Origin of the sequence: Terribacillus halophilus (assembly GCF_900101385.1) — a bacterium.
Classification (GTDB): Bacteria; Bacillota; Bacilli; order Bacillales; family Amphibacillaceae; genus Terribacillus; species Terribacillus halophilus.
In genome coordinates this window covers 247,921-273,752 of sequence record NZ_FMZB01000004.1, presented here as the reverse complement: position 1 = coordinate 273,752, position 25,832 = coordinate 247,921, and the positions used below count along the sequence as shown (strand labels likewise).

Sequence of the window (25,832 nt, the reverse complement as noted above, 5' to 3'; positions counted from 1 at the left end):
TGTGAAAAAGCACTTGATATCTCAAGTGCTTTTTCTCTTTTGTAACTATTATTAATACATTTAGCCTTATCTTATTTCAATTTTAGTCATGCAACTTATCAAGAAATTCTGTAAATGTCTTTGCGACGTAAGTTACATTTTCTCTTACACGTTCTTCAGCACCTTCTTTTGTGTAACCCTCTTCTTTTATTAAGGTTTCTAATTCCCATGCATTTTCATGTTCCCAGTAGACTACAATGGGGCTCTCATTATCGTTGTAGTCTAAACATATTAGATTTCCAGCTGGATCATTTGCAATAGGTAAGACCGCGCGCGGGAGAAAGATACTATATATGTCGTACTTTTTAACAATATATTCGCTACTTTCCTTATCAAAACTAAATAAGCTACCAAAACAACGCTCTACTTTCCCTACACTAAACTCCTCGGGAAATACACTTGCACCACCATTTATTTTCACACACTCAATATAATCTTGGGGTAAATTGAAGCCTAATTGTAAACCGATTTGCTTAATTATTGATTCTGGTATCTCAGAATCAGCATACTCCCATTCTAAGTCTTTTCTCATCTTATACCCTCTCCCCATAATTTATTTCCACCAAGGTGGCTAACCGAACCATGAGTATCCTCTAGTACTAATTGCATTTTCCCTGGTACCTGATGATGATGCCAAGTAAAACCCTTTATCCTGGCTCGTCCTTTTTCAATTTGGTCAATCTGTTGTGGATTAAAAATATCTTTTGGAACCTCACCCTTCTCAATCGCCTCTTTTAATATTCTTGTACACTCTTTGAATTGATCAGTATCTTTCATAATATAGTATTCTTTATCTAATTTTAAAGTATATGCTAAATCATCACCTTTAAAAATCGGAAAACCTAATACATCATAATCTACGCCTTTCACGTGTTTTCCTCCCGCTAATCCTTTATTAACTATATTGTTCTTAGGTGAGGCATTTAAATAGTCATCCACATGGCCCACAACTAATTTGAATTCCTCAACACTGTCGTAACCAAATTCCTTGATCGTTGCATCGTCAACAACCTTTAAAAAGTCTTCCATACTATCGTAACCTTTTGGAACAATAGATCTATTTACCAAGTTTCCATTTAAATCATAATCTTTTTTTATCACTTCATCAATTTCAGAACAGTGAACATTACCCGTACCCTTAACAGCACTTCCATCCACCCCAGAAGCCTTCGTCCCTCCAGAATGCACTCTCCCTACATTACCACCGCTCACATGCCCAACATCCGCTGACCCTTTCACAGGTCCGACGCTGTTGACGGTTGTTCCGCTATTTCTCATCATGATGGGACTTACGCTGCCGGGGATATTACCGTGGCTGAATGATAGATTCTCTGCTCCGGCTGCTTTTTGCAGTTTTAGGACTTTGTCTTGCTCACGGGCTGCCAATTGGCTATTGCGGATACGTTCTTTTGCTTTCTGTTCTGCTACTTCCTGTAGACTTACAACATTATTTCCTGAAGCTCCGTTGTTTTTTGAAGCTGATATATCTACCTTAGATGCATCCTGGATAGGGAATTCAATGACTTTACCAGTTTCTTCAACGTTATCACTTTTCATTCTTACATCCAGCTTATTCGTCTCTGAAGAAGTTTTCAACTGTTTTAAATCATCTGCAAGGTTATTTATTCCTTGGGTGCCTGGCTTGCCTGTATTCAGTGTTATAGCATCGCCTTTGCCCAGCAGTTTACTGCCTGTTCGGGCGCTTCCACTGAAGCCTGTCACCGCCCGGTTCACCGGTATGATATCCAATGGTGCCAATATACCGCGTGTCACTCGTTCGGATGTGTCAAGCTCCCGGCCGGATGCCCAGTCCTTTCCGGAGATGGCACTGCCCAATTCCACACTGGCATAGGCAGCTCCCAATACGGCGCCGGCTGGAGGACATACTACGGTGACGGCGACAGTGACGACGAGGGCGGCCATATTAATCCAGAATTCCTTCGTGAACTGGTCGTCTTCAATCGATTCATATTCGAATGCCCGCGTGTTGACCGCAGCTGTCCGATAGTCTTCTTCGCTGATATCCTCATCTGGATTTTCGACCTTCCACTTTTCAAATTCAGCTTTGATCTGATCGGCGTAATAATTATCTCCGCTAAGGATATCATCGATGGAGATTTCCGTTTTCTCTGTTTCATAAGTCGAATATGCCCCATATCCATATGGCATGCTTTTCACCTCGACCGCGCCGATGTGGTTTTTGGTTGTGTAGTTGGAAATGGAGGCATCCCGGACCGTTTGGACAAATTCATCGATATCTTCATAAAAGGGCTGATCGATCGTGTCTTCGACGATGGTCCCAACGTCTGCTGTGAATTTCTCCAGCACAAGATAATCCTCATAGAGCCGCTGGTACTTATCTTTATCGCTTGTATACGAGAAGGAAACGACACCATCGGGATCATACTTATCTACAGCGTCACTGGCCTTCTCCAAATTCTTGGTGACATCTTTCATCGTATCGATGCCGCCTTTTCCCCAGACACCTAATTCGATGAAGCTTCGGATACTTTCTCTCGTATTCTCCCATTGCTTACTTCGATAATTTACATCCAATCGCTATACCTCCAATGCTTCGATGATTTTCGCGGCGATTGCTTCGTCGGTTTCGACCATCTTCTCGAGCGTATGAATAACCAATGTGGAAATACGGGCATAGTGATCTTGCAATTCCATGAATTTCTCATTGGCATCCGGATAGGCTTCAATGGCTTCCATCGCTTTCCCTGCTTTGTAGAAATTCGTATCTTTGATTTTTTCGATAGCCGGGAGAGCATTCGATTCCAAATCTGTCATGATGGCAAGCAGCGTCTTATATATATTGGTGATCTCTGTCGGATCGATCGTGATGGCTGCGGAACTGCCTTGGGTAGTATGCAATCACCTTACCTCCTTCTGTCGATACGGAAAGTCGAGAGCATCGAATAACATCTTTAAAAACCAGAATTGGCTCGCTTGGTAGTATTGTTTTTGATACGTATCAATCATGATCAGTTTGTCAGCATTGGTGAGAACAAGCCATTGCTGGTAATAGTTTGGATTCTGGGCAAGCTGCGGTTTGACGCGCGGATGGAACAGCTCGATATTGACCATGTCACTACCTGCTTGTAATTGATTGACTGCTTCTTTCTCCTCAGGCAGAAGGGCTCTTTGCAGGAAGTTCTTTTCTCCGTCAAGCGGTTCCCGATTCATAAGAGGTATTTTCTCACCCAGAAGTTTCAATACGAGCGGTTTTGCCATGACATAGAGCCTGTAGGAAGTTCCTTCTTCCGTCTCCACGAGAATGATTACCTCATCTGCTTCTTTCTCCCGGAACGCAAACATCAAATTATTGATTCGTACATACTTCTGACTGAAAAAGTATTGATACAATGTTTTAATGATGACGGCGCCATGCTTTGTCAGTTTGCCTTCTTCTGTGAAAATCCCTTTTTGGGTAAGCTGCTCATGTGCTTGGGCCCAAGGCTCTTCCCCTTGCAGCTGATAGATTTTTTTATCAGGCAAACCGAATAAAGCTTCTGCATCAAAAGCTGCGGCAAGCAAATACAATTCCGTCACATGAAAACTGTCATTTTCCTCCTGGCTCATAGACTTTTCACTTCCCTCACCGATTTATGGCTGGAGAAGTCAGCTTTATAATCTTCCAGATTATCGAGCGCTTTCTTCTGCAGGTTGGCAGCGTCCTTTAAATCCGCATGATATTGGATGAGCAGTTCCAAATAGGCAAGGAAACTATCCCTTGATTTTCCCTTCCAATTCGAACCCTGCACCAACGCCAGCAGTTCCTCGCTCTTGGCATACGTATTATCCAGCGATTCCTTGAGCTTCGCCGCAGCATCTTTGGCGGAGCTCCATTCCTCCTGATCAATTACAACATCTTCTGCCATCGCTTAGTCCTCCTTTGCTTCTTCCATCGCTTTGCGCTTGTAATACAGATAGCGATCGTACGCCTGATTGCTTGCACTTACCAGCTTGCTCCGATAATCATTTTCCTTATCGATGTAATCCGAGAACTTTGAATCGAGCCGTTCCTGTGCGGGAAGGAAATCATTAAACGGCATTGAATCCTCTGCCACACAAGGCATACTGCTTTTATAGGAGGAGAATGACGATTCCGCTTCTCTTATCAGCTTGTCATGCTCTGCTTTTAAGTCTTCCAGCTTATTATATAGCTTGTGATATTCATCTCGTTTACGCTCATTTTCTGTACCGAAGAGCCATTCTAACACTTTTTACCCACTCCTCACTTTGCTATTAAGCAGGTGCTAACCCCTTTCAACTGTGAATGTTTGAGCCATGTATTAGTCATTCTATTATTTGAAATTATCCTTAACTAGATGAATTACGTATCCTGCATCCTTCCCACCGTCTTAATTACCAAATAAACTGTTCTTGAATTACACACATACGAGTAATTCTATAGAAAAATTAGCAATTCCTAATGCTTTACTATTTAAAGTTACTACCAAAACGCAGGTTATAATCATTTCTTCAGACATTCGCTGTCAAACCAGTCAATTAAACCGCAGTAATTTATTGACTGGCTCCATTGTATGTATTATTTTTTTCTATATATGCTCTATAACCCACACTCATCTCTACATAACTAACGCCAGACATACTTGTCTTGTATTCAATGAATACTGGCGTCTCTTGCTCTAACTGATTAACTTGTATATAGCTAATCAAATCCCAGTACTTTTCCTGAGATTTCACTTCAAAATCATCAATAATTCTAGTCATGACCATTGGGCTTAGTGTGAAATAACTACGGAATCTAATCTCTTCCTCTGGAGCAACAAGATCTTTTATTGTATCTTCTTCTACTGAGAAAAAAATCTCTGCTATCATAATTTCGTTTTGAGGATCACTTAGGATGGAAAAGAACATTCTTCCAGATAAATGCAGACCGCTACCTTCTAAAATACGCCTAAAATCGTCCATCGCTTTATCGATATCTTGAGGTCTGAACTCGTAATATTTAGAAGCTACATTCCGATAAGCAAACTTGTGGTTCGTTATCAATTGGAATCGCCTCGCTTTATAGGTACATAAACATCTATAATTATGTCTTCGTACACTTCTAGTAAAAAACAATAATAAGTGTCTTCCAACTCTATACCTTCTGAATCTGCATAATCCTTAACCTTGGAGTACGCGGTTTGGAAATCTATTTCTTCTGACGCCTGTCGTAAAACCAACGCCTCTCCCACTTCATACTCTGGTTCAAATCGAAAATTGGGATGTTTCTCTAATTCAACCCTTTCATTAATTGGCAAAAAATATTCAAATTGTCCGAACTTGGGCTCATTGTCAACCGATTTCACCGAAAAGAAAACTGGTCCATTCCGGTAGATATCCTCGCTCAAGGTGAAGTTTTCCATTACAACAACACCATCTTGCCAGTCTTCTTTCAACATTATATTTTTATATATTAATACATTTGAAAAATAGAGTTCCTTTGTTTCAATAGTCATATGAACATCTCCCTAGATTCCTTATCTGACCTTATAATTCTTTTTTTTCTTCTTTTGATGAGTTTTAAATCCAAATGGTTTTAAATTCCCTTTACGGTTGTGATTAAAGCTCTCATAGCGAATCTTACAATACAGAATTACAAGCTGCTCTGGCAGTACAAATAGCATTGTCAAATAGATAAGGATACTAAGCGTACCCATAATGATGGTATCAAAATCCGTTAAAGGGATAACCCTAAATAAGAATTGAATTATAAATACAGCACCAACGCCTATCGCTGTAAAAACAGGTAATTTGCCCCTTACAAAGTTCTCCCATTTCTTTCTGACTTTTTCTTTGTAAGAATCGGCTCTGTATTCTCCTCGCTTTAAAAGAAGAAAAAAACGAATACTAGTGACTATAAAAACCAATCCTCCGGCAAATAATGCTAGTTTAGTTATTGTTAGTAAATCGTCTTGTGTAACTCCATATACATTTCCAAATGCGAATAAGGCAAATAAAAGCGGAAATGCTCCAAACAAATTTTGTGAAACAATTATAGTAATAAGATATTGGATCTTTTCGAAACGTTTATAAACGGACGGCAGTCCAAAAATCAAACTTAACAGACTTAATATCACTGTTATATATAAATGTGCCTTGTATATGCTTTCCTTATTTGGATAGGTGGAGTAATCAAATACAACAATGTATACAACCAAAAATAATATAGCATTCAGAAAGATCGAGACAATTAACATTGCTCCAAGAGACGATATGCTCTGTCTTGTGTCAAGCGAATTTCTCAGAGCCCAAAAGTCCATCTCTCCTATATTTCGTCTCCCCATGTTTACAACCCCCTACTACTTAAACCAACCTTTAAACTTATGAAAACCGTCTTTAACCATACCAGTTAGAGATTTGCCATTTTTCCACTCTTTGCTAATGGCCCAATTTGTCAAAACCCCAAGACCTATCCCTACTGCAGTCCCTACACCTGGAATCGGGATAAAAGCAGTGCCCGCAGCTGTAAACGCAGCTTGAACACCAGTACTTATAGCAGTGTCAATAGCAGTATCCTCAGCAGCTCTTATATGAGCCTCTGTTCCTCTAAGACCATCCTTTTTGGCATCATTATAATTAGTGTAGTAACCAAGACCAACTCCAAGGGGTGCTATTGCTTTTCCAGCTGTTTTTGACACACCTTTAGCAGTATCATCCAAATCACTTACTAATGATTTCACATTAAAAGTATCTTTTAGCCCACCTTTGAATCCTTTACCCCATTCTGTTTTAAAGGATTCAAATTTTTCTCCGAAGGATGCTTTCTTTTTCCACCCTTTAAGCACCGGATATTTTTCAACCACAGGCTTTCCTGTAGTAGACCATACATGCTTACCTGCTTTTTTATCATAATACATTAACGTTGCTTTTTGTTTATACCTTACTTTCATTTCATAACGCCAGTTATTTTTTGCAATACCAGACCTTTTATGTTTCAACTGCTGTCTCGCATGGTAATCTGGTTCTACACCTAATTTTTTTAGTGCTTCTTCCGATGCATAGATGCGGTAAATTGGTTTACCGGTAGTCTTATCAATTGAACGTGATACTGTTAACCCTAGATCTTTTGCCGCTTGCATTACGGGCTTATTGGTCGTATAACCAGATAAACCATCCTTAACATAGGTAATATTTGTAGTTGCCTTGTTTAATGCTGCCATAACATTCGCGAAGGAGGAATCAGCACCTTTTTCAAACCGTTCAGTTCCGGATTTCTTCCCTGCCTCTGTCATCGCGTTTCCAATTTGATCAATCACTTTAGCCAATCCACCAATGTCACCGTAATTGGAAGATTGATAACTTTCCAGATTATCGACTGTTGTCTCTACGAACTCTTCAGACTTTTCTTTCTGGGCGGTCGCTTCTTTAAGCTGTGGTTTATCCACACTACAAATATCCAAGATTCCATCAATTGTTTTATGAATGGAAGATTCCGCTGTTTCTAGTTTAGCGTGTTGAGTGTCTATTTCTTTACTAGTTTCCATGAGATAGTTATTCTCAATAATAGCTGATTTATCTGTATCCACGACAGTAGCAAAAGTCTCTATATGATTGGATAGATTCACCTCCAATTCACTCCATAATTCCTGAAATAATTTGATAGTTAATCCATGTACATTGGTATAATAACTTTTTGCATTATCCGCTGCTTTTCCACCAAATGAATCCATGTTTGTAATTTTTTTAATATCTGAATCCAACCTTTTTAATACCTCTGCAATATTACTCGAAATATTTGCTAAGTCCTCCGAAAAGCGATTAATCTCACTCATGTCAACTTTATTTCCCATTACTCAACCCTCCACGAACAATTTATTCAGCGGACTGTTGTATTATTTCTTTCCTAGCTGCTCGTCAGTATCCCGCATTGTTTCTCCTACCTCTTTCAATGTTTGGATATCCTGTGTCAGTAATGTCTTATATCTATCCAAAAGTTCAATGGCTTTTATCATTTGTTCCAAATCTTTCGTAAACGGTGCGATATTTGTTTTTTCCAGTGTATAGCTTTTATGCTGGCTAAAAAGCAATGCTTCTGCCGATGCTTTTAGACTGCTGACATTGGATTCGAAGACTTCCATATTAATAGCTACTTCTTTCCCCATATCCTCACTCCTTCTCCATCTCTTGTCTAATCCTTCCTTCCACAGTACTTAAAGACATAGACAAGTTTTCTGCACTGGTCAGACAACTAGCACGATTCGCTTCACAGCGAACAATTTCATCATCTATTGTTTCTTTTGCTTGCTTCGTCTTTTTGACGAAGAGCTGGACTTGTTCTTTGTACTCGGCATAGGTACCGGAAAAGCGGGTTTCTTCTTTGCCTTTCCAGCGTTTTGCATTGATTTCGTAAGTGTCGATTTCCCCTTTATCGGCTTCCAATGCTGTGATATCTGCCTGAAGACTGTTAGAAGCCTCCTGGAGGCGACTGATTTTATCGCCCCACATATTTGCTCGGCTTCTTGCATCACTGATTCCATTCAGCAAAGATTGCTTGCGTGATTGCAAAAGGCTCAAATTCTTACTCAAGGATAAGCTCCTCCTATTCCGGAATTTTCATTTTCACATGCTGATGATCTAGTGTGAAATAGCACTCATAGGCTTCAGGGTACTTCTCCTGGCGGATGAAGGACTGTTTGAAAATATCCTGATCCCCAAGGCGCATGCCGACAATACCGACGATTGCTTGACTACGAAGATATTTCGGTACTTGCTCATAGCTCAAGCCAAGATAGTTGTAGTCGCTGCAAATGATGAAATGGATGCCTGCTTTCGCACCCCGTTCCATCATGAGGGTTGCTTCCTCCAGGGTGAGCCCGGCACGTTCGGTGAAGTCCTGCAGGTCTGCAATCTGAACAAGCCATTTTGGTTCCGAGATTCCTTCTGTATTACGTTGCTTGATCTCATTTATGAGCTCATTTTTGATAGTGGAGATACCAATTGATTCTGACACGTAAGTATGCATGTCTTTCCCTATATCAGCCAGATCCTGATCTGCTGTATCAATAAGCATGGTTTGATAGACATCTTTCAGTAAGGTAACGTTTTGGGCGACAGATTTGATCATGCGATCCAATCCATCTTTCCGGTCGCTGATTACTGTCAAATGATCGTATTTTGCTGGGTCATAGGCAACAGGCAATACTTCTTCAAAATCCAGTCCGAGCGGTACTTTCTTCTCTTCCACAATTCGTTTGGTACGGCGCTGTTCCTTGAATTCCAGGAAGTCCACGACACCTTCTGGCATCATCGGGATAGCATCAGGATAATCACCTTCCCAGAATTCGTTCATGTCTTTGGCTAAATCTTGTATCCGATCAAGGATTTCCAGTGCTTCTTCCCCGTTCTCAGGCAGCATGGTCTGGAATAATGCTGGTTCCTCCATTTTCACGAGACCACGTCCTGCGATTTCCTCGATTTCAATGTCGGTGCGTCCGACAATTGATCTTGCTTCGTTGGCTTCAATCAAGTACAAGGCGATTTGTGTTTTAATATTCGATAGCAAAGGCATACGCATGGCACTTTGGCGACCGGCACTGATAATCAGATGAATACCGATGCTGGCACCTTCGCGGGCAATCTGTGTAATGACTTTCTCGAAATCATCACCGAAATCACTGTCCCTGACAGACTCATAGTTATCAATCACAATACAGATATTCGGTACAGTCTCCCCGCTTGCTTTCTCAAACAAGCTAATGTTCGCCACACTGTATTGGCTCAGCTTTTGTTTACGCTGCTTCATGATACCGGATAGCATCCGGATTAATTTCCCTACTTTCTCGACCTGATCGACGAGGAATGTATCGGCTACATGCGGCAGATTTTTCAATGGCAGCAATCCGTTTGTACCAAAGTCAAGCAAGTACACATGCAGATGTTCCGGGTTATGCTGTCTGCCCAAATCGGTGACAACCGTCTGCAGGAATGTCGACTTCCCGTAACCTGGACTTGCAAATACAGCGATATGTCCGTCTTTTGACAGATTCAGTGTCAATGGAACCTGTTGCTGCATTTCTGGCTGATCGAGTAAACCGATCATCGGCTCCAGAGGCTTTTTCGGTTCTTTCCAGGCGTCGCGGAATGCCACTGGGTGAAGTTCCGGTCCGAAAATTTTCTCTGGCAGAGGCGGCAGCCATGGGCGCGCTAACGGTTCTATCCGCTGCTGCTCCGTATAGTCAGCAATATGATCAATTACAGCATCGAGTTCTGATGGAATCTTTTCGATGGACTCCTTCTGCTCCAGTCCGCTTAAATCTTCCGTCAGAATATCGTATTGCCCCAGGTCATTGATGCTATAGATGGTAAGATCTACGTGGTCTTCAGCGTTTTTATCCGGAATATAGTCTGCTCCGCTCCATGCACTTTGGAACAGTTCATAGATTTCATTGTTACCAACTTGTAAGTAAGCACGACCTGGCAATGTGATTTCCGCTGCATCTGGGGTTTTGAGAATTTCATTCGAATCGCTGGCATTCTGTACTTTCAATGCCAACTTGAACTTGGAGTTGGACCAAATTTGATCATCCACTACACCGCTCGGTTTCTGTGTCGCGAGAATCAAATGGATCCCCAAGGAACGACCGATACGGGCTGTAGAAACAAGTTCTTTCATGAAATCCGGCTGTTCGGATTTCAATTCGGCGAACTCATCCGAGATCAGGAATAAATGCGGCATCGGTTCAGCTGCTTCCCCTTGTTTAAACAGCTTCTGATATTGATTAATGTGATTCACATTATATTCTCCGAATAGACGCTGTCTTTTCTGCAGCTCTGCTTTAATCGAAGCTAAAGCACGCATTGACTGCGCGCGATCAAGGTTGGTGATCGTTCCCATCAAATGCGGCAGCTTGCGGAACAGATTCGCCATTCCTCCCCCTTTATAGTCGATCAAGAGAAATGCAACTTCATATGGATGGAAGTTTACAGCAAGCGAAAGGATGTAGGACTGGATAATTTCCGATTTACCAGATCCTGTCGTACCCGCCACCAAACCATGCGGACCGTGTGCTTTCTCATGAAGATTCAACTGAACAATATCTTCTTTTCCTCGCAGCCCAAGCGGTACAGCAAGTGTCTTGTAAGTCTCATTTGTCCGCCAGCGTGATTGAATCGCTAATTCTTCTACCTTTTCTACGCCATACATTTCCAAGAAGGTTACTTGTTCCGGTATGGAGTTTTTCAAGTTTTGCAGGTGGTTTAATGGTGCCAATGCTCGTGAGACAGCTTCTTTATTGAAATCCTTCGGAAAATGATCTGGTTTGAAAGCTTTGTTGACGAGCTCAGCTTCTTCCAGGATGATTTTGCCGTCATTACTGTCGCGGATATCGATGACTGTCTTCACATGCTCCGGTAATGCCCGCATAACGTCTTGAACGAAGACGAGCGATACACCGTATTGACTTGGGTCTTCATTGAAAAACTCCATGATCGTATGATCCAGAATCAGTTTCTCATCGGTGATTAGCACAACATAATGAGGCGAGAAATAGAGCCTCTCATTCGAATTGCTTTTTTCATCAACTTGCAGCTTCCGCTCTTTCAGCACTTGATACAAGCTGTGAAGGACCTGGTCACGAGAGCGCTCATGATAAATGAATCCTCGAACGTTGATGTCTCGCACACTTGCATGCGGCAGCCACCGCATCCAATCCCATTCTTTCTTTTCTTCTTCCGGGAAGATTGTTATGAACTGCAGATCATGATAACTGTGGAATAAAGAAAGCTGCATCACTAACAGCTGGAGCTGTTCCAGTACAAGCTTTCTCTGTCCGATATAACCAACTGGTCCCTTCGTTAGGGAAGTAATGACTGGAACATCCTGCAATTCCTTGAACTGGTCGAGTAAATGTCTTGCTTCATCTACCAAATCATCCTGTTCTTGCGTGAATTCTTCTTCGTTGTAAGAAATTTCGAAGCTTGTATCCACTCGTCCCAGTCCTGTACGGAAGTTTAAAAAATCATGATGATAGGCTGTTTTCTCATAAATGCGCGCTTCGGTCGCAGCTGCCATTTCAGATATTTTCTCTACATCAGGATAGTGGTAATGCAGTGCATGTCGCTGCTCTTCACTTGCATGATAAAGTTCCTTCGTTTTTCGCTTCAAATAGCTTTTATACGTTGCTTCCCTGTGTTTCATATCCGCTTTGTATTTGCGTACATTCTTCACATAAGACGTGATGGAGAAGATGACCGTAACCAAAGTAGCGATTACCATGACGATAATGAAAATCCCGCGTGGCTGAATCAGTGAAATAGCAATCAAAGCAGCTATCATGACAAGCGGCGGCACAATATTCCTCGCCAATTGCTCACTTGGTTTACTTGGCTTATTGGCTGGTTTGGCAATCGTACGTTTCTCTTCCGGTTCCCGGTAAATGATACGCGGCGAACGATGATAATCCGGGTACTCCCCGCCATAAGGTTTTTCTTGGCCGATCAGTTCCGTGAAAGAAGCATTCAAACTTCCATTCGAGTTGATTTCAATTGTATCTGCATATATTGTCATCATGACGCCATCCGCAAATAGGATATCTCCTGCTTCCACCCGCACATCATCTTGGAGCAGGCGGTAGTTATGGTAGACGTTTCCGCTTCGTAAATCTATGCGGAAACCAGACGCACCCGTTTCTCGCAAAAGGACAAAATCGGCTTTCCAATGCTGTTTATTCATATCATTGTAAGACGCTTCTCCGAATGTGACAGATTGCTCACCAGCAATATCAAATACGTTGTACTTCTTCGTATCAATCAAATAAAGCTGTAGTTCCCCTATTTGTTTAGCAGCACGAATCTCTTCCTGCTGTAAGAATAGTTTCTGACCGTCCCATTCCAGCTCTATTTCAGTTGTCAGTCCGGCTATCGTCACCTGATCCCTGCGCTTATCCCCGATGATTACGGTCTGACCGGATTGTTCCGGCAAATGGCATTTATGCAGTTTGTCTTTATATGCTACGAGCAGTGTTTTATTTGCCATCTATTCTTCTTCCTCTCTATGCACTCCATCCGTCGCTGAAGACATCATTTCTCTTCTTCTTGCTTATTCTCATCAGGATTTTGATCCTCAGCGTTTTGCTGTTCCTCTGTAGCAGCTTCCTGATCAGGTGCCGCTTCACTGTCAGATTCCTCACCAAGAGGATCCAAATTATATTCTTCCAGCAATTTATCCAGCTGATTTTGAAGATCTTCAACTTGTCTGTCTCGATCCGTACCCGATAGATCCGGATTGTTCTTCACTTGTTCAATTTTCTTGATCAGCCCGTAAATGATGAGCTGCGGATCGTCGATATATTTAGCTTTCTCCAAGGAAGTATCCAATTCCCCACGACCGTTGTAGATCCAATAAAGCAGATAATCCTGGTCACTCTTCAGCGTCACATTTTTAAAAATCGATTCTTTTTCTTCGTCAGATAATGCTTCGACCTGGATATAGGAGTATGCCAGTGTATATTTTGTCTGGCTCGGCAGCTTTTCCGGATCCTCTTCTGCCAAAGTTGAAATAACATCATTGTAATTATTCGCCAAGAACTCACCGTGCGCTTCCAATTGCTTATCTTGGAAAGGATCCTTGATCAGCGCATAGTAAACAAGCGGCGCAGCCAGCAAAACACTAAGGATGATCAAAATGATGGATAGACGTTTATATAATCTAAACCGTTTTGTCGGTAAAAAGCTCATCGTCTTATCTGTTTTTTTCTGTTCCTTCGTATAGCTCTCTTGCAGAAATTGTCTTAACGCTTCGATTGATTCCAGCTTTTGAATCTTCTTCTCAAAATCCGACTCATTTGCATTCTCAAGGGAACCATGATAAAGCTGATCGAATGAGTACTTCTTAGAAAACATGGCGATGCTCATGCATTTATATTGTTTAAGGAATGTCTCTGACTGCATATCGAATGGGGGTACGATATCACGAACACCGCGATGGATCACTTGCGGCATCAAGTTCTCATCGAAGACGAGATTGTCAGGATGAAGGAAAAACGTGATCCGACTGGAAAGAAAGCGTTCCAATTTGCCGATATTGCTTAGAATGCGGAGTTTATCATCGTGACGCAGCTTTTGGACGTCAGACCACTTTTTATGATTGGGATTGGTGTTGTAGATGAAAGCTAACGTATCTTCCTCTTCTTGTACCTCCATTGGCACAAATTGATCGGAAGGCTGGTGCATCAAATGAAGCTGTCGAATATCTTTTACCGAGGTTTGGGATTTGGGCATTGTTATCCGGATTGCTTGTTTATCCTGCTGCAAGGTATAGGTAGCGTTATCCAATTCTATTTTTCTCTCATTCATGTTTTGCTGGCTCCTTCACAATTAGCACACACGGCTCTTTCATTTTATAAGACTACTAGTACATCGCCGTCTGTGACTGGATAGTCTCTTAGATAGTCATCATCCGCCAGGACAAGATGCTTGGTAACGATCTTGATCGTGGAATGAATCTGGTTTGATTCAATATGCAATATATCCATCACATGATGAAGCAGCTGCTTCACCGTCAATTGGGTGGGAATACGTAAGTCATGAACAGATCCCTCTCCGATGACAGATCGGAAGTCCATCGTGACGTTAATATGTTTCTTATTGGCCATCGTGTCTTTCTCCTAATCTAATAATTTTCGCATCATCATATATAAACCGATGCATAACGCAAGTGCTATCCCGATCAGGAAGTAAAGTACTCCGTTTCCGGAATCCGACTCCGTTTGATCTGCTGCGTTCTGGCCGCTAGCCGCTTCAGAGGTATAGTCTGCGGTAAATAATGTATCCTGTACTTTCTCTAAAGTAGCTTGCTGATTGATGTCGAGTGTAAAAACGCTATCTTGCAATGCTTCAACATCATCCTTCTTACGTTCAGCTTTTTGCTGAATATCATCGGTAGTTTCGGTATTGAATAATCCCGGGAAAACTTTTTCCTTCTCCGTTACCCGGTTATCTGTCCCAACGTCTTTTTCCTTTTGTATACGGTCGATTTGCATCTGAAGACTTCCACGTTCATTTTCATTAGAATTAGATTCTGCTGATACTTCTATAGGCAGAAGTATCAGCAGAATCATGGTGAATATGAACGCCAAATCAACCAGCTTCTGTTTGGTTGTCATCGGCATTATCTACTCCTTTATCCGATTGGCTAATGACCAATAGGTTGGCTAGGGCGCCTATAGCTGCTGCGATGACCAGTGCAAAAATCGCAACAATGTAGTTGACCGAGCCTTCTACAATACGTAGCATGAATGTTTCCATGTACTGCAGAGGAGAAAACTTCTCAATGGACGGGAATGCTGTACTAGCTGTACCGATCGCATCTGTAAAGAATAGATACAGACTGAATATCGCCAGCAAGATAAACATCCCGATCATTTTCATTTGTCTTAACAAGTATGTCGCTATCAATAGCATCGCCATAATAAGCAGCGCCATGACTGCTGTTAGTTGAAGCTTGTTCAAATCGTCAATTGGCAAATAGTAACTCGATACAATACCAATGACGATCCCTTCCAGCAGCCCAATACCAGCTGTAATGATGGTAATTGGTGCGTGCTGTACCATCAGTGACGTATCAGATGCGAATTGGTCATCCTGTTTTCGTCTCATATGCAAAGTTGAGATGACATAAGCCGTGAAGAGAACGACAATGAAACTGATCAGCACTAGATAATAAGGCGTGAAAACTGTCTGGCTCTGAGCTGCAATTGTACCTTCATTGCTTGTTTGGACAGGGCTGGAAAGGAAATCGTATAGATTCTCATTCTGCCTGTCACCGACTCGGCTGTTTGCCAGCACTTCCGTAAAGTTCTCCGTGAAGTTTTGATCATCTGACAGCTTATCTGTCAGGTTGGAAGCAAGTGTCTCTGCATCGCTTACTAGATTTGTACCGCTCTGTTCGATTTCTCTGGCTTGCGTATCAATAGTATCGAACGTTTCATATACTTGGTCAGCTGTATTCGTATTGCTTTGTGCCTGCTCAGCTAATGTCTGACTCGACATCAGTAATGGCTGGAACTCACTGCCCAATGACAGGACAGCTTCCTGTTCACCCTGGGCATTCGTTTGAATCTCCGTCTGGTTTTCCAGAAGTGTCAGCATTTGATCACGCCACGCAGTGACATCCTCCAATGTCTGACTCACATTGTCATTCAAGACAGCTGCTTGCTCTGTCGTTGCAGCAACTTGGCCGGTCAATGTGTCAGCATCAGCGATCGCTTGCTGTACTCGAGATTGATAGTCGCCGACTTGCTGGCGGAATGCTTCTGCTGGTGTACGCAGTTGTTCTGTGACGCTGCCAGTAATTTGGCCTGTCATGTAATCTGTGAGTAGATCCTTGATGTCTTTTTTCTTGAATAAGTAATACAGAGAGTCATTGCTAGCTAAATCAATTAAGTTTGCAGAACCAAAATTTTCTGGTAATCCATGCAGACCGAAGCCAAAATAGCTCTCATACTGGGATCCAAGTTCTTGATAAGCAGAGATTGTATTTGTCACTGTACGGATCAATGTCTCAGTCGTATCATCCAATTCCTCTACAGGTGTACTGATGCGATGCTGGATGAAGTTGTCCTTGATATACAGCTTTTCTGGTTCATCTTTATCTTCGTCATCTTCATCTGGTTTGTCAGTGCCAGGCTGTTCCTCTGAATCTCCAGGTCCTTCGTCCTCACCAGGATCAGTTGGCTGATCTGACCCTTCATCTCCTGGTTTTTCATCATGACCGTTTTCAGGAGGTGTGACTGGAGTTTCGGTATCATCCTCATCAGGCAAGTTTCCTTCATCCGGAGTAGTTTGACCATTCCCTCCATTATCAGATGGAGTAACATCAGCTTGTGTATCTTCTTCGGTAACATCTTCTTCAGCTGTCTGATTCTCATCATTTTTGACTTGAGTCGTTGCAAGCAGATTTCCTGTAGATGGAGCATAAGCCATTTCATCCGGCTCTTCCACATTGTCTATATCTTTCTGCTCCAATGTCCAGCTCCACTCAATCGGCTTGTATACATCAAAGTCACTCTTACTTTCATTTTTCGCAAGGGTAGCCTTTACTGTGAATTCACCATTCTCGTTTGATGGCAGCTCAACTTCTCCGTCTCTTATCGCTTTTGTATATTCTTTTTCCTTTCCATGTGGCATCTGAAGAACTAATCTTTCGATATAGAATCCTTCTGGAGGATCCAGCTTAAAAATCTGTCCTTCTTTTTTATTTGCTGGTATCTCTACAGAGTCTTTTACTTCAACACCATCTTTAAGTTTTTCATTCAATCTATCAAACTCGTCTTTTAAAGTTGGGGAAGGATCCTGATCAATACTCACGCCCTTGATTTCTTCCTGATATTTTTCTGTCATTCGAATAACATTCGTAATTTCATCTACTGTACTATCAGGTAAACCTACATTCTGAAAATCTTCACTGTTTAAAGAAGGCAGCTTGCCGATAGCTCGATTGATTCTATTTACAGCGACTTGATTAGGGTCTTCGAACAGCATATTGATATTCAAATACTGATCTTCATCCAGTTCTTCCTCAATCGTACTCCTGATTCTATCCCTGATCTTAGCCCGGAATTGCTCATTACTTTCCGTCAGATATGCGTTAATATCCTGCTGGAGGGCAGCAACTCTTTCCGAGGAATCCTGCAATTGCTGTTTAAGCGATACAGAACCAGAATAGATATTCGTCGTATTCAAAGATGTTGCCGGGCGAGCCATTACTGTATCAACAACACTTTGCTGACTTGCTGCAAACTGACGGTTGATTGCTTCATTTGTAGCAACCAGCTGATCCAGTCGCTGGTCCACTTCTCCAGCCGTCAATCCTTGACTGAATTGATTGATTTGATCCTGGAAGTTTACTAGATCCGTATTATTCGTTTCCTTTAGATTCATCACTTCGTCCAAGTTGCTGACGAAGTCTTCTCCAAGCTGGGTTTCATCAACCAGCTGATCCTCATAAGAAGCCAGCAGTTCTCCGAAACTTGTAAAACTATCCTTTGACACTTCTGTATTTTCTCTTACCATACCGAATTGATCGGTGTAGCCGGATAATGGCTGGAATACATTTGAGTTATAAGAATTTGTATACGCCGCTTGGCGGTTGACCATTTGACCGATATTGTCCTGCGCATTTTGCAGATTTCCGATGATGCTGGCAAAATACACATCAATGACTCTTCTGTTAAAGTCATTTAGGATATCACTTGCTGTTTTCTCCGCCTCTTCTTTCAAACGCGGATTTTCAGATGCATTGATCTTATACTGCAGCACCACTTGTTCAGGTGCCTCAGCTGTTATGTTCAGTGATTTCTCCGAAAAGTCGTTGGGAATTACGATCATCATATCGTATGTATTATTCTTCAAGCCGCTTTCCGCAACTCCCCGACTAACGACGAACCACTCATGATTTTCATTCTCACTAACCGAATTAACAAAGGCATCACCAAATGCTAAATCGGTACCATTAAACGTAGAACCTTGGTCTTCATTGACAAGTGCAACCGACATATTCTGTGTCTTCGGCTGTTCCGCTGTCTTCGTCGTTTCCTGGTGCAAGGTTAAGTAAGATAAACCAGACGCTAGCAGTACGATAAGTACTAAAAATAAAATCCATCTTTTATCAAACTTTTTCAATGTATTATCAACTCCTGGTGTCTCCAGTTTGCATAGATTGTGATTCATAAGACTGCATCACAAAAAAATGTCTTTTTACAGTAATTGGGCTACATAACGCATGCGTCATGCAGCCCATCCTGTCGTGTCATGCAACGGTCAAACAGCAACCAGCTGGATGCTTATTTGAAACCGAAGTTTTGTGAAAGTGCCTCGTCCTGATCTTGTACTGCTTGAGCTGTTTTCTCGAGCTGTAGCTGGATATCAAGCATAAGCTGGGAGAACTCTTGAACTTTAGGCTTCAGCTGTATGAATTGATCATCAAAGCGATCGAAAGCTCTACCTTCCCACTCTGAACGAAGTTGTACTTGCAAAGCAGATAAATCGTCAAGAATTGAGTCGATCTGTTGAGAACTATTACGATATCTTTTTGCATGGTTTTGTAACTGCTCTGGGGTCATGCGAATTTGTCCCGCCATTTGCTCAGCTCCTCATTAAATTAATTTTTACAGAAGGTTGTAGTGATTCCAATAAATGTATACCCGTTACCTTCTAAAATAAATCCTAAAGAAAGGAAAATTTAAAGTCAACGGAGTATGAAACGATTTCCAGAAATTAAGCGGGAAGTCCCGAAATCTAATAGGCATATATCCCGGTTTATCAATAGAAATAATTTAGTAACATTATAAAAGTCTTATAAACTGGTAATTTGAGGTTTTTTGCAAAATTAGGACGAGTTTTGGCGCAGCACAGATTTTACAATTATTTTAACAGAAATCATGCATGTTCAACTAAATAGAAAAGAAGCATGTGCCCTCACATGCTCCTACATTTTTAAGCAATCAATTTCAATCCTACAGCAGAAGCCAATATCATCGCAATACACACAAGTCTCTTCCAATCTTTTGACTCCTGAAAGAAGAGCATCCCGATGATTGCCCCGCCAGCAGTTCCTATACCTGTCCAGATAGCATAAGCAGTCCCCATTGGAAGGTAAGACATGCTGTAGGATAAACAGCCGAAGCTTCCAGCAAATCCGAGAATGAACAAGCTAATATTCGCAAAACTTGGTTTCTCATTGAGTTTATTGATCATCGTAACTCCCAGTACTTCAAATAAACCGGCTATAATCAGCACAATCCAAGCCATCAGGCACCCTCCTCCGTCTGTTTATCGCTCGTTACTAGCTTAAGACCGACCACGCCCGCCAGAAGGATAGCAATCAATAAGACCTTTGCCAGCTTGAACGGTTCACCAAAAAACAACATATCAACAATCACTGTTCCGGTCGAACCAAGACCAACGAATACGGCGTATACTGTACCGACAGGCATGCGCTTGCTTGCCTGCAGCATCAAGTAAAAGCTCAGCAGGATACAAACAATCGTTCCTGCCCATTCTATTGCATTATCAGCGTGCTTTAGCCCGATGACCCATAATACTTCGATCAGACCAGCCAGCACGACACTAAGCCATTGTTTTGTCATGTTTCCTTCCTCCAATCAAAAAAGCCCGGGAGATAGAAATCTCCCGGGCTTTTTTCCCTCCGTGTCACAGCGATGCTGTGCGTTTTCTCTCGGACCTGACCAGCTAGCAGCTGCGGAACCCTAGAAAACTATCTGCCGTATTCATAACCTGAATATTATATAAGATACAAAAACACGATGCAAGCAATTTCTAATTTAAGCATTTATAATGGGTAAGTCAGGAGGAATCACAGTGCAAGCATTCAAAACCTTATTTCATCAACGTATCAAGATAAATGAAGAACCTTCGTTTGGCACGCTGTCAAGCCTGCTGCAAAAGTTTGCCGAGGCCATCCCGTTTGAGAACTTGCGGATCATCGAGCATCGTCAAAGTCATCTATCAAAAGAAGGGCTGCAGGAGAAGATCCTTATCCAAAACGAAGGCGGTGTTTGTTATGAACTGAACACGCTTTTATATCATTATTTAAATGAATGTGGATGGGATGTTACGCTGCTGTCTGCTTGTATATATGACCAGAAATCAAATGACTGGAGCAACACAGGCAATACCCACGTAACGATACTATTACATCATGATGGCGAAAAATATATAGTGGATGCGGGATTTGGTGCGAATATAGCCTTAGCGCCAGTACCTCTAGCAGGAAATGTCGTGAAAACTGCCAATGGACAATTTCGTATTAAACGCGCAGAGGAAAATTATAAACTGGAACTGAAATTAGCGGATCGTGACAAGGATTGGCGGATAGGTTATCGGTTTTCACTGGGGGATTCAATTACTCATTTGGCAGAACTGCAGAAAATGCAGCAGATCATCGAGACTCACCCTAACTCGCCCTTCAATAAGTCCAAGCTTCTTACAAGACGGACGAGCAATGGACTTTATGTCCTGACTCCTTCTTCTTTTACCGAATGGCAAGATGGTGTAGCTGCTAAGCAGACTATAGTTGAAGAAGAATATACTGAACTGCTGCATACTAAATTTCACATATAGAGCCCGTTATGATGCGAGCTCTATTTCTTTTCTCCGGCCAATTTGCATAAGTTAGCACAGAATATTACTTCGCTACAAACTACCAGCTGCGGACAATAGAATTCCATTTGGCCTTTCAACATACTGCTGTATAAATACTCGATTAAGTAAGACAAGCAACTGTTACAGGATCTAAATCTTAATTTGTGAACACTTCCTACTTCTTTTGATTGTTCATTACTTTTATCATTTCTTACTTTTTAATAGCACATTTAACTTTTTTGCATCTCTTTTTGTTTTTGAAATCAAGATGGCCCAAGAGAAAGCATAAATAATTAAGATACTTCCTAAAAAGGATGCACTTGGGAAGTTATCTATCCAATGATTGTATAAAGCTATCAAATAAACAATCAAAATCATTAGTAAAAAGTGAATGATCAAAGAAAAGAGATAACTAATACCTTCAATCTCAAAAACAAATGTAAAAATACCAGCACAAGCTGAGATTATAAAAACACTGACAATTTCCATTCTCGTAATAAATATATTGTGATTTCCGAATAGTAAAAGGGTCATATAGACAAATGAACCTGTTCCTATCCCTGAATACAATCGATCTTTTAATTTCAATAAAGTCTCATCCTTTTCAATTTTATGATTCTAATATGGAACGATCTAACTTTGATTGTATCTGATAAGTATAAAGGATTCCTCCAAAAAACAGACCGACAGATAATCCGTTTATAGATGAATAAACGATGTTGAAAATTATATCGTTTATGGAAGTTGGCGAAATTTCCAGGAACACATTTAATAAATATTTAACAGCAAAATTAATTAGTATAACAATTAAGGGAAGATAACACTTCGTTCTAAACATAATGCCATCTTTCATGAAAAACATTTGGTATCTTTTATATAACGAATATCCAATTAATCCTCCAATAAGAATGAATATGACATAACTTGTCATACAATCTATTATGTGAGGAAAGTCAGTTATTATCTTGTCTAACCCCCATATCATAAAAATACCGGGAACAAGAAACATCTTAGTGAAATGAACCGGTCTTTCTTGGGAAATAGCAATTCCTCTTTTTATTAAAATAAATAATAAAATCCATACCCAAATGGGCGTTCTTAAAAACACTTCTTTTGTCAACGTATACATTGTATGTCCTCCTTTGAATTCCATTAATTTTTACATGAAAGGACATACAAAGAAATACTATTAAACACAAATGGTATAAATTAATACATAAGTGGAGGTTTAGTATAATCAGATAGTGCCTTTTTTAAAGAAGGAACATACTTTCTTGAAACTACTACCTTCTCTTCGTTTGAAAGTAATGCTTCTAAATTTCCATTTGCTTTAACGGAGAATTTATTTAAGAAATGGATATTTATGATTAGGGACTTGGAAATTCTAATAAAATAATCAGGAAGATTTTGTTCTAATTTATATAAAGGTCCTTTGGTTTCAAAGACATTTTTCTTTGTATAAATAAATATATTTCTTTCAAGATACTCCAAATAAATAATAACCGAATAAGATACTCTCTCTTGTTCATTTTTTTGAGTAGATGTTGCTATGAGGTAGTTATCAGGCTTATTCTCAAGCGTTGAGATTACATCCGCAACAAAGGATGTTACTTTGTGAATGCAGAAAGTACAGGATTCTTCTCTGAGTTTGTCAATGACTTTAATGTTCACTTTCATCTTATATCTAAATTCCCTTTCCTACTTAAAAATCCAGATCATGTTCTTTATTTATCAAATTTAAATAAGGTTACCAAACCTATTTTAAGATATCAATAATAGTCTGATTATCTTTCCTTGTTATGTATCCTACTCTCGTGAAGTTTCTCTATAAGACAATCGAAGAAGATAGGACGTATCTATTTTAATCGATAGCCACTTTTTGAGTTGGTAACATTTAATCTTGCACGCAAAGAGAATCCTTGATCGAAAAGGAGATTAACATACCCTCTTGGCTTAAGCCCTCTATCCAAAATCACGCTCCCAACATGACGATTCCTCATTTATTACATGTTCCTCAAACTCTAATGTTTCCCTTTCGTTCAATAAATTGCTAGATCTATTCTTTAAAAGGCAGAAGAAAGCAGCCCTTTTCCAATAGATATTTTTCCATTTCAACTAGTGCATACTGTTCATCTGAACCTGAAATAATCAACGTAACTTCATCATCCACGTCAATTTTTTCCAGTATTCAGTTAACAAAATAAAATGACTTGCCATACGATTATTCGTCCTTTTGAAGAAGTGTTATCTCAAAATGTTATTGACATCTTTATAATGCCATATTACCATTGACTAAACTCAAGTACACAATAATATACACAAGTTCATTTGTGAGAAAGGAAGGTAAAATCGTGGAAAAAACACAAACGCAACCAGTCGATATAAATGGAAATCATTTCAAACGAGCTGGATTTGTACTTGTTTTAATGGTTGGAACTTTTTTAACCATTATTAATCAAACGTTATTGGTCACAGCATTACCAAAAATAATGCTTGATTTAGACATCAGTGCAATTAATGCTCAATGGCTCATCACTGCCTTTATGTTAATCAGCGGCATAATGATCCCTACTTCAGCTTTTTTATTGAATACCATAAGTAATCGAAAGTTATTTTTTGCAGCAATGGTCAGCTTTGCAATAGGTACTGTAATTTGTGCCCTAAGCACGACCTATAACACACTACTCTTAGGTCGTATCATTCAGGCTATCGGTTCAGGGTTAATCATTCCATTAATGCAGACACTAATGTTTTTAGTTTACCCAGTTGAACGGAGAGGGGAAGCAATGGGATTAGTAGGAGTTGTTATTGCATTTTCTCCTGCAATTGCTCCTACTGTATCAGGTTGGATTGTTGATTATTTTAATTGGCGATATTTATTTTATATAATTCTTCCAATCGTTGTGGTTAATATGCTACTAGCATTCTTTTATATGAGAAACATCATTAATTTGACTAAACCGAAGATTGATTTCTTTTCTATTTTGCTCAGTAGCTTCGGTTTAGGTTCTCTTCTCTACGGGATAAGTGTGGCAGGAAATATAGGATGGCAAAATAAGATTACTTGTTTTTCTTGTGTAACAGGCATTGTAATCATAATATTATTTTCCCGTCGGCAATTTAAATTATCCCAGCCATTTTTGGAGTTACGAGTATTTAAAAGTAGAACTTTTACATTGTCTACAATTATTGTCGCTATTATTTTTATGACAATGATTGGATCAGAAATTCTCTTACCGATTTATACACAATCCATAAAGGATTTTTCAGCCCTTCAATCAGGTCTGATATTACTTCCCGGTGCGATTGTTTTAGGTATCATTTCACCCATTTCCGGAAAGTTATTTGATATGTATGGAGTTAGAAAAATATCAATGATTGGCATGTTTATTCTAGCTGCCGCAACTTTTCCTTTCTTATTCCTCACGAAGGATACAGCTACTTGGTGGATTGTTTGCCTTTATTCAATAAGGATGTTAGGAATGGGATTTGTAATGATGCCGTTAGCCACCGCGGGAATAAATGCATTGTCAAATGATTTAATAAGTCACGGTTCAGCAATTAATAATACTATTCGGCAAGTGTTTGCTTCGCTTGGATCCGCAGTAATGGTAGGTGTTATGTCTGCTACTATAACCGCATATTCGAATAACTATGAAGGCTCTCCATTACTTCCAATGTTGAAGGGACTTAATAATGCCTTTATGTCAGCTTTCATTCTAATATCCATTGCGTTTATATTGTGCCTTTTTATAAAATCCCCAATAAATATAAAAGAGTTGAATAAATAACTTAATCTTTTTTCTTAATAATAAGAAATTTCTTTAACTAAAAAAATAATGGAGAATTAACATGAAAGAGAGAAAATACATATATCAATTCGATAAGTTGTATAATTTCAGAGATATCGGAGGACTTCAAACCAAAGACGGGCGTATGATGAGAACTGGTTTATTATTTCGATCAGAAGAATTATCACAATTATCTGCAAATGATATAGAGAAATTCCATCGGCTAAATATAAAATCCATTTGTGATTTAAGAACATTTACTGAACAGAAGTCTAAAATCAGCCGTATAAATAGTAACGTGAAAATCTTAAATGTATCTATTCATGATAAAAGCAGAGCATTTACACGCTTTGAATTTTTTAAATTTCTAGTTACGAAGTCCAATACAATTAACTTTGAAGACATAATGAAAGATATGTATAAGCACATGGCTAGTGAAACATACAAGGAAATAAACCAGATTATCACGTTTCTTTCAGAACAAAGAAACTTGCCTGCCCTCATTCACTGTACAGGAGGAAAGGACCGTACTGGCTTTATAACAGCCATTATCCAATTGTTCGCAGGAGTTCCTTATGAGACAGTAATGGACGACTATCTCTTTTCTAATCAACTAATTGCTGTTCCCATGAAAAAGAAGGAGAGATATATTCAATGGATGAGCTTGTTTCGTATATCACCGGAATCGATAAAACCTATTTTAGAAGTTAGGCGAGAGTATTTAGAAGAAGCTTGTAACAAAATTCTAAATCAGTATGGAGATATAGATCGTTATCTTAAATCAGCATGTAAGATACCAGAAGACAATCTCATAAAATTAAAGCAATTATTAACTGAATAAGAATTAAGAAGGAATATTGTAATCCGGATGAAGGATTTTTT

At 40.1% G+C, this 25,832-nt stretch carries 26 protein-coding genes and 1 riboswitch; of the genes, 3 read left to right on the top strand and 23 right to left on the bottom strand.

The genetic code is table 11. The annotated features are described in order from the left end of the window. Positions 1 to 82: 82 nt before the first annotated feature. The 20 genes from BLQ53_RS09550 to BLQ53_RS09455 all read right to left on the bottom strand — a co-directional run bounded on the left by BLQ53_RS09550 (position 83) and on the right by BLQ53_RS09455 (position 20,144). Complete coding sequence (locus tag BLQ53_RS09550; protein WP_093727078.1) at positions 83 to 571, bottom strand: SMI1/KNR4 family protein; 489 nt, start codon at positions 569 to 571, stop codon at positions 83 to 85. Continuing rightward, a complete protein-coding gene (locus tag BLQ53_RS19200; protein WP_244499313.1) occupies positions 568 to 2,595 on the bottom strand; it encodes an HNH endonuclease in 2,028 nt (675 codons plus the stop codon). The genes BLQ53_RS09550 and BLQ53_RS19200 overlap by 4 nt, the downstream gene beginning before the upstream one ends. Before the next feature lie 3 nt (positions 2,596 to 2,598). Further along, a complete protein-coding gene (locus BLQ53_RS09540) occupies positions 2,599 to 2,919 on the bottom strand; it encodes a hypothetical protein (RefSeq protein ID WP_093727077.1) in 321 nt (106 codons plus the stop codon). Beyond that, positions 2,920 to 3,627 (bottom strand): DUF5081 family protein, encoded by a 708-nt coding sequence (locus tag BLQ53_RS09535; RefSeq protein ID WP_093727076.1) that lies wholly within the window; start codon positions 3,625 to 3,627, stop codon positions 2,920 to 2,922. Next, complete coding sequence (locus BLQ53_RS09530; protein WP_093727075.1) at positions 3,624 to 3,926, bottom strand: WXG100 family type VII secretion target; 303 nt, start codon at positions 3,924 to 3,926, stop codon at positions 3,624 to 3,626. The genes BLQ53_RS09535 and BLQ53_RS09530 overlap by 4 nt, the downstream gene beginning before the upstream one ends. A 3-nt stretch (positions 3,927 to 3,929) precedes the next feature. After that, positions 3,930 to 4,268, bottom strand: a complete 339-nt coding sequence (locus BLQ53_RS09525) for a hypothetical protein (RefSeq protein ID WP_093727074.1) — start codon at positions 4,266 to 4,268, stop codon at positions 3,930 to 3,932. 304 nt (positions 4,269 to 4,572) lie between these two features. After that, positions 4,573 to 5,064: a DUF5085 family protein gene (locus tag BLQ53_RS09520; protein WP_093727073.1), complete on the bottom strand. Its 492-nt coding sequence runs from the start codon at positions 5,062 to 5,064 to the stop codon at positions 4,573 to 4,575. Further along, a complete protein-coding gene (locus tag BLQ53_RS09515; RefSeq protein ID WP_093727072.1) occupies positions 5,061 to 5,516 on the bottom strand; it encodes a DUF5085 family protein in 456 nt (151 codons plus the stop codon). Before BLQ53_RS09515 ends, BLQ53_RS09520 begins: the two co-directional genes overlap by 4 nt. A gap of 21 nt (positions 5,517 to 5,537) precedes the next feature. Beyond that, positions 5,538 to 6,344, bottom strand: a complete 807-nt coding sequence (locus tag BLQ53_RS09510; protein WP_093727071.1) for a hypothetical protein — start codon at positions 6,342 to 6,344, stop codon at positions 5,538 to 5,540. A 15-nt stretch (positions 6,345 to 6,359) separates the two neighbouring features. After that, entirely contained in the window at positions 6,360 to 7,850 is a 1,491-nt protein-coding gene (locus BLQ53_RS09505; RefSeq protein ID WP_093727070.1) for a T7SS effector LXG polymorphic toxin, read from the bottom strand. 42 nt (positions 7,851 to 7,892) lie between these two features. Further along, on the bottom strand, positions 7,893 to 8,162 hold the full coding sequence (locus BLQ53_RS09500; protein WP_093727069.1) for a TIGR04197 family type VII secretion effector: 270 nt from the start codon (positions 8,160 to 8,162) through the stop codon (positions 7,893 to 7,895). A gap of 4 nt (positions 8,163 to 8,166) precedes the next feature. Then, positions 8,167 to 8,586, bottom strand: a complete 420-nt coding sequence (locus tag BLQ53_RS09495; protein WP_093727068.1) for a YwqH-like family protein — start codon at positions 8,584 to 8,586, stop codon at positions 8,167 to 8,169. 13 nt (positions 8,587 to 8,599) lie between these two features. Continuing rightward, entirely contained in the window at positions 8,600 to 13,033 is a 4,434-nt protein-coding gene (gene essC / locus BLQ53_RS09490; protein ID WP_093727067.1) for a type VII secretion protein EssC, read from the bottom strand. A gap of 44 nt (positions 13,034 to 13,077) precedes the next feature. Next, positions 13,078 to 14,352, bottom strand: a complete 1,275-nt coding sequence (essB, locus tag BLQ53_RS09485) for a type VII secretion protein EssB (protein ID WP_093727066.1) — start codon at positions 14,350 to 14,352, stop codon at positions 13,078 to 13,080. Positions 14,353 to 14,396: 44 nt separating this feature from the next. After that, positions 14,397 to 14,651 carry an EsaB/YukD family protein gene (locus BLQ53_RS09480; RefSeq protein WP_093727065.1) on the bottom strand — a complete coding sequence of 85 codons (255 nt, stop codon included), beginning with the start codon at positions 14,649 to 14,651 and terminating at the stop codon, positions 14,397 to 14,399. A 12-nt stretch (positions 14,652 to 14,663) separates the two neighbouring features. Further along, a complete protein-coding gene (gene essA / locus BLQ53_RS09475; protein ID WP_170829641.1) occupies positions 14,664 to 15,161 on the bottom strand; it encodes a type VII secretion protein EssA in 498 nt (165 codons plus the stop codon). Continuing rightward, positions 15,136 to 18,678, bottom strand: a complete 3,543-nt coding sequence (gene esaA / locus BLQ53_RS09470) for a type VII secretion protein EsaA (RefSeq protein WP_093727063.1) — start codon at positions 18,676 to 18,678, stop codon at positions 15,136 to 15,138. Before esaA ends, essA begins: the two co-directional genes overlap by 26 nt. Before the next feature lie 161 nt (positions 18,679 to 18,839). Then, entirely contained in the window at positions 18,840 to 19,136 is a 297-nt protein-coding gene (locus BLQ53_RS09465) for a WXG100 family type VII secretion target (RefSeq protein WP_093727062.1), read from the bottom strand. A gap of 355 nt (positions 19,137 to 19,491) precedes the next feature. Then, complete coding sequence (locus tag BLQ53_RS09460) at positions 19,492 to 19,806, bottom strand: DMT family transporter (protein ID WP_093727061.1); 315 nt, start codon at positions 19,804 to 19,806, stop codon at positions 19,492 to 19,494. Then, positions 19,806 to 20,144, bottom strand: a complete 339-nt coding sequence (locus BLQ53_RS09455) for a DMT family transporter (RefSeq protein WP_093727060.1) — start codon at positions 20,142 to 20,144, stop codon at positions 19,806 to 19,808. Before BLQ53_RS09455 ends, BLQ53_RS09460 begins: the two co-directional genes overlap by 1 nt. Positions 20,145 to 20,182: 38 nt before the next feature. Beyond that, a riboswitch (guanidine-I (ykkC/yxkD leader) is annotated at positions 20,183 to 20,279 on the bottom strand. A 97-nt stretch (positions 20,280 to 20,376) separates the two neighbouring features. Here BLQ53_RS09455 and BLQ53_RS09450 point away from each other — a divergent pair. Beyond that, the gene (locus tag BLQ53_RS09450) at positions 20,377 to 21,138 is read left to right on the top strand and encodes an arylamine N-acetyltransferase family protein (protein ID WP_170829640.1); all 762 of its coding nucleotides are present in this window, start codon (positions 20,377 to 20,379) and stop codon (positions 21,136 to 21,138) included. Positions 21,139 to 21,363: 225 nt separating this feature from the next. Here the strand turns inward: BLQ53_RS09450 and BLQ53_RS09445 are convergent, their stop codons facing one another. From BLQ53_RS09445 to BLQ53_RS09435, 3 genes are all read right to left on the bottom strand, one after another. After that, positions 21,364 to 21,747 carry a DUF3021 domain-containing protein gene (locus BLQ53_RS09445; RefSeq protein WP_093727058.1) on the bottom strand — a complete coding sequence of 128 codons (384 nt, stop codon included), beginning with the start codon at positions 21,745 to 21,747 and terminating at the stop codon, positions 21,364 to 21,366. Between the two features lie 22 nt (positions 21,748 to 21,769). Next, positions 21,770 to 22,288 (bottom strand): DUF6622 family protein, encoded by a 519-nt coding sequence (locus BLQ53_RS09440; protein ID WP_093727057.1) that lies wholly within the window; start codon positions 22,286 to 22,288, stop codon positions 21,770 to 21,772. 80 nt (positions 22,289 to 22,368) lie between these two features. Then, positions 22,369 to 22,836 (bottom strand): LytTR family DNA-binding domain-containing protein, encoded by a 468-nt coding sequence (locus BLQ53_RS09435; protein ID WP_093727056.1) that lies wholly within the window; start codon positions 22,834 to 22,836, stop codon positions 22,369 to 22,371. A gap of 674 nt (positions 22,837 to 23,510) precedes the next feature. Here BLQ53_RS09435 and BLQ53_RS09430 point away from each other — a divergent pair. Both BLQ53_RS09430 and BLQ53_RS09425 read left to right on the top strand, forming a co-directional pair. After that, complete coding sequence (locus BLQ53_RS09430; protein WP_244499312.1) at positions 23,511 to 24,950, top strand: MDR family MFS transporter; 1,440 nt, start codon at positions 23,511 to 23,513, stop codon at positions 24,948 to 24,950. 61 nt (positions 24,951 to 25,011) lie between these two features. Continuing rightward, positions 25,012 to 25,791, top strand: a complete 780-nt coding sequence (locus BLQ53_RS09425) for a tyrosine-protein phosphatase (RefSeq protein ID WP_093727055.1) — start codon at positions 25,012 to 25,014, stop codon at positions 25,789 to 25,791. Positions 25,792 to 25,832 lie beyond the last annotated feature (41 nt).